Genomic DNA, 14,756 nt, shown 5'->3' on the forward strand with positions numbered 1-14,756 from the left:
CAAGGAGAGGAAACCGATGACCGGATTCACGTACGCCGAGGTCGGCGCGACCCGGCACGAACCACTGCCGGCCGGCTACCGACACCTGCACTACCGCACCCGGCTGGGGCGCGACGCCTTTGACTGCGCGGCCGGCGCGATCCTCACGTTCCGGATGCACCGCCGCACCGGTGCACGGATGAACACCACTGCCGACCGGGCCGCCCCGGGCGTGCGGCTGACCGTCGGCGCCGGGCCGCTGCACGTCCCCTGCGAGGTCGTGTGGACCGTCGACGAGCCGGACCGGGCCGGCTTCGGGTACGGCACACTGGCCGGCCACCAAGCCAGCGGCGAGGAGGCGTTCCTGGTCGAGCGCGACGCCCAGGGCGAGGTGTGGTTCTCGGTAACCGCCTTCAGCCGGCCCGCGCGCCTGCTGATGCGGCTCGGCGGTCCGGTCGCGGTGCTCGCCCAACACGCGTACGCCCGGATGTGTGGTCGCGCCCTGCGAGCCCTGTGCGCCCGGTCCCGTACGGTGGGTGCGTGACCGAGACAAGCGTCACCTGGTGGGGGCACAGCACGATGTGGCTGGCCGACTCGGGTGTGCGGCTGCTGACCGATCCGGTGCTGACCGACCGGCTGATCCACCTGCGCCGCCTCGCCGGGCCGACGCCGGCGCTGCCCGGCGCCCCCGACGCGGTGCTGCTGTCCCACCTGCACGCCGACCATTTCCACCTGCCGTCACTCAAGGCCGTGCCGGGTGAGCCGCAGCTGATCGTGCCCCGGGGCTCGGCCGGTTTCGTCGCCAAGAACCTGGGCCGCGCGTACGGCGACCGCTGCGTCGAACTGGCCCCCGGCGAGCAGACAACCGTCGGCGCGGTAACGGTCCGTGCGGTCCCCGCCGCTCACGACGGCGGCCGTGGCCCCTGGTCGCGACTGCGCTCAGTGGCGATGGGCTTCGTCGTCGAGGGCGCCAGCCGCACCTGGTACGGCGGCGACACCGGCCTGTTCGACGGCATGTCCGCGATCGGCCCGCTCGACCTGGCCCTCATCCCGGTCGGCGGCTGGGGCCCCACCCTGGCCGCGCACGGCCACTTGGATGCGGCCGACGGTGCGGAGGCCCTGCGCCGCGTCAAGGCCGCCTGGGCGGTGCCGGTGCACTACGGCACGTTTTGGCCGATCGGGATGGCACGGGTCCGCACCCACATGTTCCGCGACCCGGGCACCGAATTCGCCCGCATCGCGGCGACCGCCGCACCCGACGCCCAGGTTCGGGTGCTGGCCCAGGGCGAGACGCTGACCATCGAGTCGGCCGCGTGATCTCCGAACTCGGCGCGCTGGCCTCGCTGTTCGGCATCGTCGCGTTCGGCGCCATCGTGCCCATCGTCCCCACCGGCGCGGCGGTCAGTGGCGCGGCAGCCCTCGCCTTCCACGACCACCCGCTGCTCATCGTCCTGGTGATTGCGGCGGGCGCGGCGGGCGCCTACGTCGGCGACCTCGTCATGTACGCGATGTGCCGTGCCGGCGGTGAAAAACTTGCGCGGCGGCTGCGCTGGCTGCGCGACGAGGAGCACCTGGTGCCCTTGAAGGAGCGGTTGCAGCGCAGCCAGATTCCGGTGCTGCTGGTCTCCCGGCTCCTGCCCGGCGGTCGGGTGCCGGTCCTGCTCGCCGCCGCGTTCCTCGGCCTCAGCTGGCGCACCTTCGTGGTCGCCAACCTGCCGGCCTGCGCCCTCTGGTCCGCGGTCTACGCCGGCATCGGAGTGGCCGGCGGCTCGATCTTCCCGGAGCCGTGGGAGGGCGTGGTCGCTGCGATCATCCTGGTCCTGGTCATCGGCCAGCTGGTGAACCTGGTGCACAAGCGGCGCGCGACCGCCAATTCCTAGAACTCCAGGTACCTGCGGGTCAGCTCGGCGACGTTCTCGACCAGGGTGATGCCGTTGCTCATCGACGAGTTGTCGTGCGACAGGATCGCGATCGACACGTCGGTGTGCTCGTCGGCGGACACGAGCCGGCCGATCGAGTTGACCGCCCACAGGCCGCTGTCCGCCGTACGCGTGTCCCAGCCGTTCTTGACTGTTGCCGTTTCGCCCGACTCCGCAAGCCGCGGCACGCCCCACTGCTGGCTCTCGACGACCGTGTTCATCATCAGGAAAGCGGTCCGGCGAGAGTCGGCATCCAACGGGCCTTCGGCGTCCACCAGCTCGCTGAGCAGGGTGACCTGGTCATCCGCCGTGGTCTTCGTCAGCCCCCACGCGGCGTTGACCACGGTCTCGGTCAGCCCCAGGCGCTCGTTGCACCGGGTGATCGCCACCCGGCCGCCCACCCGCTCGAACAGCTCGGAGGTGGCGTCGTTGTCGCTCTTGCGGATCATCGGCTCGGCCAGGGCCGTCTCGCCCTCGGTCAGGTCGCGGTCCTCGTCCTGGGCCTGCAACAGCAGACAGGTCAACACCTCGACCTTCACGATGCTCGCGGTGTCGAACGTCGCCGCACCCCGGAACGAGTAGCGGGCGCCGGTCCGCGCGTCCAGAACGGCGACAGCGAACTCGGGGGCGTCCGCGGCGACCTTCTTCAGCGCCGCGTCCAACCGGTCCACGCGCTGGCGACGCTCCTTGGCCGCGAGCTCCTCGGGGCTGGGCCCGCTCGGCGCCGGAGACGGCTCTTCGCCCACCGTCAGCGCGCTCGGCAGCAGCCCGGCAGCGCCGCGACCGTCCCGGACGCCGAAGCCCACCAGGCCCACACCGCTCACGATGATCGTCATCGCGAACGCGACAAGCCAAGGTTTCCGACGGCGCACCCCTGCATATTGCCGTGGTCAGCGCGAGATCCCAAACGCGAGTTCCACGTCACGCAATGTTTCCGGCACCACGAGTCACACCATTCGCATGATCACCATGGGGGTTGGTCGTTGCCTCGACGGGCACAATGGGGGACATGGCCCTCCTGCCCACCCCCGCAGCACTCGTCGACCTGGCCCGGTACGCCGTCGGGCAGGTGGTCGAGACGGCCGCCACCGCAGCCACCGTCCCCGTCCGGCTAGTGAGCCTCCTCGGCCAGACGGAACTCCTGGTCAGCCGGGTCACCGTGCTCGCCGAACGGGCCGGCGGCCTGATCGACCGGGTCGAAAACGCGGTCGGGGCCGCCGAGTCCCTGATCAGCCGGGTCGACACCACGGTCGGCGACGCCCGCACCCTGATGGCCCGCGTCGACACCACAGCGATCAGTGCCGACGCCCTGGTGGCCCGGGTGGATACCACAGCGGTGACCGCTGACGCCCTGGTGGCTCGGGTGGATACGACGGCCGTGACCGCCGATGCGCTGGTCGCGCGGGTGGATACGACAGCCGCGACCGCTGACGCCCTGGTCGCCCGGGTCGGCACGACGGTCGCGGGTGCCGACTCTTTGATGGAGCGGGTCGACGGCACGGTTTCCGGCGCTGACTCGCTGATGGTGCGGGTGGGGGCGACCGCCGCCGAAGCCGACGCGGTCATAGCCAGCGCGCAGCGGACCGCCGGGCAGGCGGAAAAACTGCTGGGCCGGGTGGACCACACCGCCGGGGAGGCCGAGACGCTGATGGGGCGGGTGGGTCGCACGGCGGGCGAAGCCGAGGCGCTGGTCGCCGGTGCCGGTGGCACGGTGACGGACGCTGCGGAGGCCATCCGGCAGACCACGGCGATCCTGGCCGCGGCCGCGAACGCCGTCGAAGAGGTCGCCGCCATCACCAACGCTGCTGCCGCCGTGGTGGCCCAGGCGGAAGGCACCTCCACCGAGGCGAAGGAACTGCTCGACGGCTATGCCCCGACGCTGCGCCAGGCCGCTCCGCTGGCCGCCCGGTTCGTCGAAGAGCTGACCCCGGAGGAAGTGACAGCGGCGATCAAGATGATCGACGAACTGCCGCGGCTGCGGGAGCACCTCAGCAACGATGTGCTGCCGTTGCTCGGCAAGCTGGATCAGGTCGGACCGGACCTGCACGCCCTGCTGGCGGTCACCAACGACTTGCACCTGGCCATAGTCGGCCTGCCCGGCCTGAAACTGCTTCGCCGCCGTGGCGAAGAGCGGGTCGCCGAGGAGAACCTCCCCGGCGGCCGCTGAGTAACCCTGGGTCAGACGTCCGAGACGACGCGGTCGCGGCCTTCGCGTTTGGCGACGTAAAGGTTGCGGTCGGCCAGGGAGAGCAGTGACGACGGTGAGCCGCGGCCGTCGTCCGAGGTGGTCACGCCGATGCTGGTGGTCACCGGCAGGGCGCCGGTCACCGGCTCCCAGGCGTGCGCGCGGATGCGCAGGCGCAGCCGTTCGCAGCGCTCGGCGGCCTCCTCCGCGTCCGTGCCCGGCATGATCAGCAGGAACTCCTCGCCGCCCATCCGGGCCGCGATCATCGTGCTGCCCGCCGTCTCCGACAACAGCTCGGCGATCTGCTGGAGGACAACGTCCCCGGTGCTGTGCGAGAGGGTGTCGTTGACCCGCTTGAAGTGGTCCAGGTCGAGAATCGCGATCGAGATGGGCGCCCGCAGCACCAGTGCCTCACCGAGCAGCGCGGGAAGCCGGTCGTTGACGTAACGGCGGTTGTAGAGGCCGGTCAAGGCGTCGCGGTGGGCCATCTCGCGGAAGTGCTCGCTGGCGCGGCGCGCCTCAGTGGCCTCGAACACCGCCTGCAACGCCCGCGCGCGGGCCTCCCGCTGGGCGGAATGCAGCGCCGCCATCTCCTTGTGGAACGTCAGGTGTTCCTCGTACGCGTGCCGGAACCGGCCGGTGGCGGCGTAGAGGGCGGCCTGCTCTTCGCGGGCCTGGGCGCGTACCCGGTCAAGACCGCGCTCTTCGGCGATCTTCACCGCGGTGTCCAGGGCCTGCTGTGCCGCGGCATAGCGGCGGCTCATCCGGCGGGCCTCGGCGAGGGTGAGTAGGCAGACGGCCGGGGCGTCGCCCTCGTGCCACTCCACCTTCGACTGATCGGCTTCGAGCAGAACGCTGAGCGTCTCCTCGGCCACGTCGTAGCGACCGCTCATCATCTCGATGCGCGCAACGGTGTCCAACTCGTGTGCGCTGAGGCTGCGCGAACTGCGCGCGCCGACCTCACGCATCCGCCGGACCAGCTCCCGCGCCGCTTCCTCGTCGTCCTTCTCGTACGCGGTATACGCCATGTTGTTGAGAATGTTCAGCGTCAGCTCGAGGTCACCGACGGCGGTGGCGATGGTCAGCGCCTCGCGGAACCGGCGGTCGCCTTCCTCCGTCGAGCCGCTCTCATCGAGCGCGATGCCGAGCATCATGAGGTGCCGCGCCCGGACATTCGGCGGCTCGTCGTCGGTCAGGTGCGCATTGCACTGGACAGCGTGGGTCAGCGCCTCGGAACGGTCACCGATCTGGCCGTAGAAGGTCGACAGGATGCGGTGCGCGCGGGCGAGCAGGAACGGGTTCTCGTGCTCCTGCGCCCAGGCGAGCACCTGGTGCGCCCAGCGGCCACCCCGTTCCAGCCGGCCCTCACGGATGAGCACGCCCGCGCGTAGCAGCTTGGCCCGGATCGCGAGATCCTCGTAGCCGAGCGCCACCGCACGGCGTTCGACGGCGGCGGCGGGCACAGTGACGCTCCGAAACCAGGACACGGGTCGCTGCTCGAGCTCCTCGAGCGTCTCCTCGAGCTGTGTACGGCTGTCGTCGGCCAGGGCCGTGCTGGCCACCTCGGCCGCCTCGGTCGTCACAAGCGTCCCCGCCTTCCCGGTCGTACCCCCGGCAGGGGTCTTCGGTATGCGGAGTTGATCGGCTCGCCCACGGCGGTTGTGAGGTGTTGTCGACCACGGTCTGAGTTAGTTGCGTCACATTCTCGTCAGCGCCGCTGGGTGCACACCGCCGACGACGCAGCCACCTTGTCGACGGTGTAGACCACCGCGACCGTGAAGCAGTAGTCGTTTTGCTCGTTCAGGCCGTAAACGACGTACTCGGTGGTGCCCGCCGCGAGCTGCTGGAACGCCCGCTGCTCCTGTCCTTCGCGACCACCGGAAATCAGCACCGGCCCCTCAGATCCCGGCGGATAACGCCAGGTCAGCGACACGCTGTCCCGGTTGTCACGCAGCGCGACAGCCACGGGCGCGAGCGCGTCGACCGGCGGCGGCTCGGCCGGGGCACTCGACGAACCACGCTCGGCGGCACTCGACGGGACAGGCGCGGTGGGCGTCGTGGAAGCCCGGTCGCCGCGCGGCAAGGTCACCGCCACAATCGCGGCCGCGGCCGCCACCCCGGCCACCAGCACGGTTGCCAGCAGGAAGGGCTGCCGGCTCGCCAACCGATCCTTCGGTACGGGCGACCAGCGCTCCACGACCGGCGCACCGGCCCGGTCCGCCGGCTCGGGCCACAACTCCGGAGCTGGGCTGACAAAGGTGGCCGACCGGTCCTCCTGCCGGGGAACGTACACGCCGGTCGAGGCGCCGGACCCGACCTGGGAAAGCGGCATCGGCGCCAGCCCCGGCCCTGCGCTCGGCGGGCCCACCGGGTACACGCCGGGAGCAGTCTCCGACCCGACGACCACACCAGTTCCCCCCAACGGCGTTCCCCGCGGTGCCGCTCCCGCGGGTGCTGTTGACGTCGCCGCTGTCGGTGCTGAGGCCGGTGTTGCACCCGTGGGTTCCCGGCCCTCGCGGGCTGTTTCCTCGGCTGGCGCGGGTTCGGTGAACGGCACCGCGGTCACCGGGGTCAGGTCCTCGTCCGGAAGCGGACCGTCTGCCGCGGGGTGGTGGTCGGCGCCAAGCCACGGTCGATGTGCTGCGGGGTGGAAGTCGGGGCCGGGCCACGGCTGATCCGCGGTGTGCGCCGGCCCGTCGGTGGGGGAGGGTCGGTCGGCCGGGCCTGACCCCGTGGTGGCCGTTGGCTGGCTGAGGCCGGTGGCTGAAGCGCCGATGGAAGGCGGCCCGGCGGGGACCGGGGCGCCAGCGCCGAGCGAAGACGGCTGCCCGGCGGTCGATGGCGGGTTGTCGGACACGCCGGGCTGGCTGGGGGCCGGGTCGGCGCCGGGTAGGGGGTGGTTTGCGGCGGGGCTGGGGCGGAAGATGGCGGGGGAGTCGGGGCCGGTCGAGCGCTGGACCTGGCCGCAGCGGTGCTGGCCGGAGGCGGGTTTGCCGGTCAGCCGGGCGATTTGCTCGGTGAGGGAGTGGCCGGTGGGCAGGTGCCGGGCGCACAGCTCCTGGGCGAGGGTGAGGTGGCTGAGCGCTGTGTCTTCCCGGCCGCATTCGCGTTCCATGGCGCCCAGGCGCGCCAGCATTTTGATGCCCGCCGGGGAAGTGTCGCCGTGTGCTTCGCGGTGCCGGCTCCAGGCGCCGGTGAGGCGGGTGCGGGCGGCGGTGCATTGGCCCGCGGCGTGCTCGGCTGTTGCCAAGTCGGCTTCGGCGGCGAGGACCCGGTCGGAGAGGGGGCCGTCCAGCGTGGTCAGTGCGGCGACGAGCCCGCGATAGACCTGGACCGCGCGGCCGTGGTTGCCCACCCGGTGCAGCACTGCGGCGTGTGTCGCCACGGCGGCGATGGTTCGTTCGTCGTCGGGGCCGTGGAGCCGGTGCTCGGCGGTGTGCGCGAACTGCGACCAGGTTTGTGCCGCGTGGGCGTCGCCGAGCGCGACAAGGATGCGAGCCAGGAGGCCGGCCGCCAGGGCCACGTCGGGCGAGGCCAGGTCGGGGTCGGTGCCAGGGTCGAGGATTCCGGCTAGGACTTCCCGGGCGGCGGCGAGGTCGCCCGCGGCCGTCAGCGTCTGAGCCTGGGCGGTCAGGGCGGCGAGCGGAGGGGGCACGTGCCTCATAGTGTCTGTTCGGCGACCGTAGGTACAAGTCTTGACGCGCGTGCGACACGGTACGGCGGGACAAGGTAGAACGAGGTCATGAGTGTCGCCGATGTCAAGCGCGAGATCCTGGTCCGTCACCTCGAAGCGTGGGCCCCGGCGGCGCTCCATCGTGCTCGCCGAGCCGTCTACGTCCATGGCTACGCCGAGTCCACCCAGCCGCTGGCCGCGGCCGCGCTGGGTGTCTTCACCGAACAGTCCGACCTGGTCCGGGGGCGTGAGCTGGCGATGGTCGCCGTCGGCGGCGAGCTCGACGGGGCAGGCGCTGCCGGGCTGAGCGTCCATAGTGTGCCGGGCCGGACCGAGGACGTGTGGGGGCTGGCCCTGAAGGCGGCGGGTGCTGCGCGCGTACCCGTGCTGGGTTTTCTGGATGCGACGGCCGTGGGGGAGCCGCCCACGGCGACCATGCTGTCGGCCCTGGCGACGGGGAAACCGGCCGAGGTGATCGTGGTCCTGCCCGGGGCGTCGCCGGTGTCGCAGGCGCGTGACGAGCTGCGGCAGGCGGGATTTCCGCTGGTGGCGGCGGTGGAGCTGGCGGTGTCAGCCGAGCCGGGCGAGGTCTTGCTCTATGCCACGACGCTGGGCAAGCACCTCGAGGGCTTCAAGGATTTACTGTGGGCGGTGGACGAGTTCGCGGGGGTGCGCTACCGCGATCCGGGCGACCCCGAGCGGCATCTGATCGACATCTCGCTCAATCCGCATCCCGGTCCGCTGCGCCGCGAACTGTTGGCGCATCTGGCGGAGCGGGGCGAGGTCAGCGTTACCGAGCTGCGGACCTTCGCCCTGACCGAGACCGTCTACCGGGCGGCGGACGCCACCCGGGTGCTCCACGCGCTGCTGGACGCCGGGACGGTGACCCGGCGCCCCGAGCACGGCCGGCTCGGCGGCGACGTGCTCATTTCGGGCTGAGTGTGGTCACGGCGCTCCGCTCAGGAGCGAGAGCCGGACTTGTCCTGCTTCCAGGACAGCGGGCCGGGCAGGTCGACGCGGTGCGCCTTCGCCTTGGAGTTCCAGGACCAGCGCCCGATCTTGATCGTCCACGAGGAGAGGCCCCGCTGGGTGAAGTTGAGGATCAGCGGTCCGAACTTCTTGCGGCTGCGGTACATGATGCCCATCGGGGAATCCCTTCCGTGGAATCGTCGGGTGACAGACGGATTCCCGATGGCCGATCTTCTGAAACTAGCGGGGCTGCCAGGCGTCCGGGCGGGTGGTCAGCTTGCGGACGTGGGCGGGCATCCGGCCGCTGATCAGGTCGGCGAGGCTGACCTCGTCCACCACTTCGCGCACGGCGGCGCGGACGGCGACCCAGAGGTTCGGCAGATTTTCCGCGGCACCCGAATATTGAGTCTCCTCCGGACGCAGCCCGCGCACCCCGGCGAGCGGCCCGTCGACGGCCCGGAGGATCTGGCCGATCGTCACGTCGCGGGGCGGCTGTGACAGCGTGTAGCCGCCCTCGGCGCCGCGCTGCGCGCGCACCACGCCGGCCCGACGGAGATCCGCGAGCACGGCTTCGAGGAACTTTCGGGGCATGTTCTGGTCCTGGGCGACGGCTTGGGCGGACATCAAGGCCGGGTAGGCGTTAGCCAGGCTCAGCGCCGCCCGTACCGCGTAGTCGCCACGCGCGGAGATCTGCACCCCACCATCATGCCGTCCCGGCGCGCGTGCACCCCGCCGACCCCGGGAATTATGGGAATTCGGGCATCACGCAGCGTCATTGCGTGATCGCACTGTCCCTCGTTCGGGGCGAAAGCTCACTCCATGGCGGATCTTGGCACTGGCACCCGGTCGCCCAGTGCCGTCTCCCGGGCAGCGACCCAACTCCGGAAAGCGCCCGGGCTCAACCCCGCCTCGCGGTGGAAAAAGCGGCCGAAGTTCGTTGGCTCGCCAAAGCCGAGCCGCCGGCCGATCTCCGCCACCGACAGGTCCGTGCAGGCCAGCAGGCGGCGGGCCTCGAGCGCCACCCGATCGTCGACGACCTGCTTGGCGGTCCGCCCGGTCAGCGACAGACAAGCCCTCGTCAGCGTACGAACGGAGCAGCCGATGCGCGCCGCGTAATCCTCCACCCGGCGACTACGCGGGTGCCCCTCCTCCAGATCCCGGCGGAAGCGGACGAAGGTACGGGCCTCAGCGGGAGACGTAGCGCCTCGCACGGTGTCGTCGAGCAGGGCGATCCGGAGCAGCAGCACCGCGACCTGGTGTCGGAGCAAACCCGCGGCGACCGGGCCGGTCGGGTGGCGCACGCAGTCGACGCCCAGCTGTGCCACCTCGCTGATGACCGCGTCTTCGTCCTCGCCCGCGAGCTGCCAGCGCGCCGGTCCGGGCAGGTCATCCACCGGCACGCCGGTGCTCTCGGTCGCCGGGAGCAGGTCGCGCCGCCAGGTCACCAGGGCGGCATCCAGGCCAGGCTCACCGCCGAACCGGAGTGCCTGCCCCGGCCGTACCCACAGCAGGGTTCCCGGCCGGCAGCTGTGTGCGGTGAAGTCGATCTCGACCGTGCCGTGCCCGGCGGTGGTCAGGGCAAGCAGGTGGTAGGGCAACCGCCGGGGCCGCGTCGGGTCGGCGGTGAGGTCGGTCTGCGACAGCGCACACGTGCCCACGCCGGCGCTCTGCGGTGCGGGCGCGGGCCGGGTGCGCTGCTGTCCTGGCGTGGCCATCGAGGCGACCGTATCCGGCCGTGACCTGCGATGCACGTGGGAGTCGCCAGGTCGCCGGATATCCGCTAGACGATCAGGAAAACGAGCATTGAAACGGACAAAAAGGCCGCGATTTCCGTACGCGAAAAAGCGACCCGTACGGACCGGCAGTGTCCGCACGGGTCGCCCCGTGAATTCGTTGTTGCTATCGCCCGGCGAGTAGCCGGTTGACCGCCGCATCCACGTCCAGATGATCGGACTCCCGGCCCCGCGGAACCACCACATAGGTGCGCCGGAGGAACCGAACCAGAACGCTGCGTGGTACTTCGAACAGTGCGTTGCCGTCGGGCGACGACAACGCCAGGGCCACGAAGTCGCCCCGCGGCGTGGCCCACGGCCACACCCGGACGTCCCCGATCCCCGCGGGCTCATCGAGCCCGGTCACGAGCAGTTCCCGCGCAAAGGACCAGCTCACGGCTTCCCCACCGGCTGATTCTGCGTGGAACAACACGTGGACCGCGTACGGGTCGGCTGGGTCGTACCGCAGACTGGCGCGCACGGGCAGGGCCGTGGCATCAGGCGCTACGAGCCGCAGCGAGGTTTCGACCTCGACGGTCGTTGGACGAATGGTACTCATGGACGAACTCCCCCCGGCACCGCTGCGAGGCTGGTGAACCCCGCGTTTCCCATACTCAGGTGATCCCTGTCATTACGCTCCGCCATACGCTGATCTCACCCAGTAGTGGGAAGACGGTTCCGATAAGCTCTCCGAACGAGCCGTTAAACGGTATGTTGTCTTGTTTGCCCAAGTACTCGGTTCCGCCCGGCGTCGGGTGGGTCCAGCAGTTGACTCACTCCGGTAACGTCCATTTCCCCCGGGTAGTGACGGGGAGGCGGAACACTAGGGGATGAAATGACCGGGAGTCCGCGATCTTTGCCGGGAAAGTGAATGAGATGCCCCAATCCGACCAGGTGACCGATTCGCCCACTCCTGTCGCCGAATCGCCACGAAGCGTGACGGGCAGATGGCACGGCGCTCTTGATCGGATGCGAGCCAACCGCAGCAGCCACCTCGCCCTCAAGGTCGGCGTCGGCGTGCTCGGCGCCGTCGTGGTCGCCGTCGGCATCGCCCTCATCCCGCTCCCCGGACCAGGCTGGGCCATTGTCATCCTCGGCCTCGCCATCTGGGCGGTCGAATTCGTCTGGGCCCGCCACCTGCTCCAGTTCACCAAGCGGCACGTGCAGTCCTGGACCCACTGGGTCCTCCAACAGTCACTGCCCCTGCGCGCCGTGATCGGCTTCCTCGGCTTCGTCTTCATCAGCGCCGTCGTGTGGCTGTCGGTCAAGCTCACCATGGGCGTCGACTTGATCGTCAAGATCCGCGACCTCCTGACCGTCTGACGCGCCGACCCCTGATTCGCACACCACTCGCGCGGTCCGGTACAGTCTGCTGCGGCAAGGGCGATTAGCTCAGCGGGAGAGCGCTCCGTTCACACCGGAGAGGTCACTGGTTCGATCCCAGTATCGCCCACGAGATGGCAGGGGTCGTGTGTCCGCGGAAAGCGCGGACCGCGGCCCCTCGTTTTGTCTGCTCCGGGGGCCGAGCCCCCGAAAACCCCGCGGTGCGGTGGGTGCGCTGGGCGCGTTGGTTGCGCGCGTTGGTTGTGCTCTTGGCTGGCTGGGCGCGTTAGTGGGGCTCTCGGCGGGGCTGCGTTGTGCGCGTTGGTTGTGCTTCTGGGAGTGCTGCGCTGTGCGGGGGCTGCGCTCTCGGGCAAGGCTGCGCTGTGTGCGGGGGTGCGGTGCGCGCTGAGGTAGTTGTCGCCGGTGTCGGTGGAGTTGCTGGCTGTAGCGGGGGCTCCGCGCGGCGGTGCGTTGCGCGGTGGTTGTGCTTTTCACAGGCTGCGCTTTCACAGGGCCGTGCTCTGCATGGGGGGGTGCTCTGCGCGAGGGCTGTGCTGGGAGCGGGCTGCGCTCCGCGGGGGTTGCGCTGGGGTTGGGTCGGGTCGCGCAAGTGTTGCTGGGCAATGACTCTGGCCGCGTCGTGGTGACCTGGAACGGCAGTTGGCGGACCATCCTTTGTGGAGCAAAGTGGTGGTTAGGGCGGTTCCTGGACGGGCCCGCGCCAGTTCGTTGCTGGTTGTTGCCGGCGTCGAATTAGTCTGCGCAAATGCCTTGAATCGACCTGATGCGCTGGTGTCCGGTATCGACCGGGTGGAACGGATGCGGATGGCTGAGTAGTCTACGCGCGATCTTGATCGGCCCTTAAGAAGTTGGAGAACGGATGAAACGCGCGCTAGATCCGCCGAAGGCCGAAGTGTCATCACCTGGTGAATCTTCGGGCGACGCGGTTCGTCCGGCCTCCGAGCCCGACAAGCCGTCTGCGGGCGGTCTGCCCCGGCGGATGTTCATCCAGTGGCGGCCGTTGATTTTCGGCGCGGGAGCAGCTCTCGTCGTCCTTCTCGTTCACCTGGCGGCGGTGGCGATGGACGTCGATCCGTACTCCAATCGTACCCAGTACGGCCTGCACTCCCTTCCTGTCGTCGTGGCCGCGCTCGCAGCCGGCGCTGTTTGGTGGGCTCGGCGAACCAAGAGCACCTGGGACGCGGACCTGCTGCCGGCCCTGTTCGGGGCCATGGGCTCGTTGACCCTGCTTGTTTCCCTGCACGGCACGCCGTTCGACACCCTGGGGGTGACCGGCGACAACCTGTTCCGGCAGCAGGCGGTCACCCGCTTCGCGGACACCTGGCACCTCGACGACTACATGTACAAGGATCTGCCGACCTACTACGCGCCCGCGTACTTCTGGGTGCTGGGGCGGATCTCGGCTCTCACCGGCGTGGTGCCCTGGCAGATGTTGAAGCTGGGCACGATCGTGGTGGCGTTCATCGCGCCGATTCTGACCTACCTGATGTGGCGGCGGATCACCTCGCCGCGCACCGCGGCGCTCATCTCGGCGACGCTCCTGTTCATCCCCTGGCTCCACGAGCCGTACGCCGCCATCGTGGTGGTCACCTTCATTCCCTGGTGGCTCGAGGTGGGCTTCGGTCTGACCCGCCGGGGAGTCAAGTGCCTGCACCCGGTAGTCCTCGGCCTGATCGGTGCGGCCTTCTTCACCTGCTACTACTACTTCTTCTTCATCATTCCGTTTGTGCTTGTCCTGCATTACTTCGTGACCCGCCGCGGCGGGACACACAGCTGGCGGGAGACCGGCCGTACCGCTGTCATTCTGGGCATCGCAGCCGCCGGCTCGGCAGTGTTCTGGGCGCCGCTTGCCTGGAGCATGCTGACCTCCTCCCACGTCGAGTCGCTCAACAACCGCTGGCTCGTGCCCGAGGTCATCGGGCTGCACCTGCCCTTCCTCGAGCCGTCGGTCTTCGGCGCGCTCTGCCTCGCCGGCCTGATCTTCCTGGTGGCGACGGCCAAGGAGGCGCTCTCCCGAGCGATGTTGATCCTGCTCATTTCGCTCTACGTCTGGCACGTGGCGGGCTTCGTGTTCATGGCTGTCGACAAGCCGCTGATGTCGTTCCGCATGCGAGAACTGGTCCCGGTAGTGCTCCTCGCCGCGGCAGCGATGGCAGGCGTCCGGCTGGCTGGGTACGCCGCGAAACGCTTCTCCATGAACCTCGTGGGCCGGGTTGCCGCCGTCATCGGTGTCCTGCTCGTGGTCTTCGTCGGCGACCAGTTCGGCTACTGGGTCTCGGGTGCGGCGAAGGTCGCCCACAACCAGGCGATGCCGGACGGCACCCTGCCCCGATTCCACCGCGAGGACGCGCAGGTGGCGCCCAATCCGCTCGGCCCGATCGCCGCGGCTATCGACGGGAAGTACAAGGGTGAGGACCACCCGGTCGTGCTGACCGCCCGTCCGGACCTGATGTCCATCTATCCCTATTACGGCTTCGTGCAGTACAACGTGAACTACAGCCACCCGGTGAGCCAGTTCCACCCACGCCTCGACTTCCTCCGGGAACTCGCGGCATCGGCCACCCCGGCGGAGTTTGCCGCCCGGTCCGGCGACAACCCGTTCGACAAGATCGACGCCATTGCCCTGGGCTTCAAGGACAACGACAACCTGGTTTACACGTACGCAGAGGACGCCTTCCCGTACGGCACGAAAACCACCGACATTCTCATCCCGAGGAAGCTGATCCAACCGCAGTACTTCGACATCCAGCAGGTGGGTCCCGACCTGGTGGCAGTTCGCCGTCCCGGAACCTGACCCGCGCAACGCGGCGGCATTACCGGCCGCCGCGTTGCTTCGCCCGGGTCGACACCGCATCCGCGGATCATCGGGCCTGATCCGCCACTGGCGGACCAGGCCCGATGTCGTCCCGCGGGTC

General features: G+C 69.9%; 14 protein-coding genes and 1 tRNA gene. 8 read left to right on the plus strand and 7 right to left on the minus strand.

Annotated features, from left to right (window positions below):
• Positions 1-16: 16 nt before the first annotated feature.
• Genes ACIA1L_RS03065 through ACIA1L_RS03075 form a run of 3 tightly spaced genes read left to right on the plus strand, consistent with a single transcriptional unit; the run spans position 17 to position 1,859 of the window.
• On the plus strand, positions 17-523 hold the full coding sequence (locus tag ACIA1L_RS03065) for a DUF1990 family protein (RefSeq protein ID WP_396070800.1): 507 nt from the start codon (positions 17-19) through the stop codon (positions 521-523).
• Positions 520-1,296 carry an MBL fold metallo-hydrolase gene (locus ACIA1L_RS03070; protein WP_396070801.1) on the plus strand — a complete coding sequence of 259 codons (777 nt, stop codon included), beginning with the start codon at positions 520-522 and terminating at the stop codon, positions 1,294-1,296. The genes ACIA1L_RS03065 and ACIA1L_RS03070 overlap by 4 nt, the downstream gene beginning before the upstream one ends.
• Positions 1,293-1,859, plus strand: coding sequence for a DedA family protein (locus ACIA1L_RS03075; protein ID WP_396070802.1), 567 nt, complete (start codon positions 1,293-1,295; stop codon positions 1,857-1,859). Before ACIA1L_RS03070 ends, ACIA1L_RS03075 begins: the two co-directional genes overlap by 4 nt.
• On the opposite strand, the gene ACIA1L_RS03080 is transcribed toward ACIA1L_RS03075, so the two are convergent.
• Positions 1,856-2,734: a serine hydrolase gene (locus tag ACIA1L_RS03080; protein WP_396070803.1), complete on the minus strand. Its 879-nt coding sequence runs from the start codon at positions 2,732-2,734 to the stop codon at positions 1,856-1,858. The two genes, ACIA1L_RS03075 and ACIA1L_RS03080, sit on opposite strands and share 4 nt — an antisense overlap.
• Positions 2,735-2,907: 173 nt before the next feature.
• Here ACIA1L_RS03080 and ACIA1L_RS03085 point away from each other — a divergent pair, with 173 nt between their 5' ends.
• Complete coding sequence (locus tag ACIA1L_RS03085; RefSeq protein ID WP_396070804.1) at positions 2,908-4,065, plus strand: hypothetical protein; 1,158 nt, start codon at positions 2,908-2,910, stop codon at positions 4,063-4,065.
• Between the two features lie 11 nt (positions 4,066-4,076).
• Here ACIA1L_RS03085 and ACIA1L_RS03090 read toward each other — a convergent pair whose 3' ends face one another.
• Entirely contained in the window at positions 4,077-5,666 is a 1,590-nt protein-coding gene (locus ACIA1L_RS03090) for a GGDEF domain-containing protein (RefSeq protein WP_396070805.1), read from the minus strand.
• 125 nt (positions 5,667-5,791) lie between these two features.
• A complete protein-coding gene (locus tag ACIA1L_RS03095; protein ID WP_396070806.1) occupies positions 5,792-7,738 on the minus strand; it encodes a fibronectin type III domain-containing protein in 1,947 nt (648 codons plus the stop codon).
• Between the two features lie 87 nt (positions 7,739-7,825).
• Here ACIA1L_RS03095 and ACIA1L_RS03100 point away from each other — a divergent pair, with 87 nt between their 5' ends.
• On the plus strand, positions 7,826-8,695 hold the full coding sequence (locus ACIA1L_RS03100) for a hypothetical protein (protein WP_396070807.1): 870 nt from the start codon (positions 7,826-7,828) through the stop codon (positions 8,693-8,695).
• Positions 8,696-8,715: 20 nt separating this feature from the next.
• Here the strand turns inward: ACIA1L_RS03100 and ACIA1L_RS03105 are convergent, their stop codons facing one another.
• The 4 genes from ACIA1L_RS03105 to ACIA1L_RS03120 form a co-directional block, all read right to left on the minus strand.
• Positions 8,716-8,901, minus strand: coding sequence for a DUF4236 domain-containing protein (locus ACIA1L_RS03105; protein ID WP_396070808.1), 186 nt, complete (start codon positions 8,899-8,901; stop codon positions 8,716-8,718).
• Between the two features lie 64 nt (positions 8,902-8,965).
• Positions 8,966-9,421 carry an RrF2 family transcriptional regulator gene (locus ACIA1L_RS03110; protein ID WP_396070809.1) on the minus strand — a complete coding sequence of 152 codons (456 nt, stop codon included), beginning with the start codon at positions 9,419-9,421 and terminating at the stop codon, positions 8,966-8,968.
• A gap of 116 nt (positions 9,422-9,537) precedes the next feature.
• The gene (locus tag ACIA1L_RS03115) at positions 9,538-10,440 is read right to left on the minus strand and encodes an AraC family transcriptional regulator (protein WP_396070810.1); all 903 of its coding nucleotides are present in this window, start codon (positions 10,438-10,440) and stop codon (positions 9,538-9,540) included.
• A gap of 184 nt (positions 10,441-10,624) precedes the next feature.
• Entirely contained in the window at positions 10,625-11,056 is a 432-nt protein-coding gene (locus tag ACIA1L_RS03120; RefSeq protein ID WP_014446635.1) for an SsgA family sporulation/cell division regulator, read from the minus strand.
• Between the two features lie 410 nt (positions 11,057-11,466).
• Here ACIA1L_RS03120 and ACIA1L_RS03125 point away from each other — a divergent pair, with 410 nt between their 5' ends.
• From ACIA1L_RS03125 to ACIA1L_RS03135, 3 genes are all read left to right on the plus strand, one after another.
• The gene (locus ACIA1L_RS03125) at positions 11,467-11,820 is read left to right on the plus strand and encodes a TIGR02611 family protein (RefSeq protein ID WP_396070811.1); all 354 of its coding nucleotides are present in this window, start codon (positions 11,467-11,469) and stop codon (positions 11,818-11,820) included.
• A gap of 58 nt (positions 11,821-11,878) precedes the next feature.
• Positions 11,879-11,950 (plus strand) — tRNA-Val (locus ACIA1L_RS03130).
• Positions 11,951-12,700: 750 nt separating this feature from the next.
• Positions 12,701-14,635: an arabinofuranosyltransferase gene (locus tag ACIA1L_RS03135; RefSeq protein ID WP_396070812.1), complete on the plus strand. Its 1,935-nt coding sequence runs from the start codon at positions 12,701-12,703 to the stop codon at positions 14,633-14,635.
• Positions 14,636-14,756 lie beyond the last annotated feature (121 nt).

The organism is Actinoplanes sp. NPDC051859 (genome assembly GCF_044452725.1).
In the GTDB taxonomy this organism is placed as follows: domain Bacteria; phylum Actinomycetota; class Actinomycetes; order Mycobacteriales; family Micromonosporaceae; genus Actinoplanes.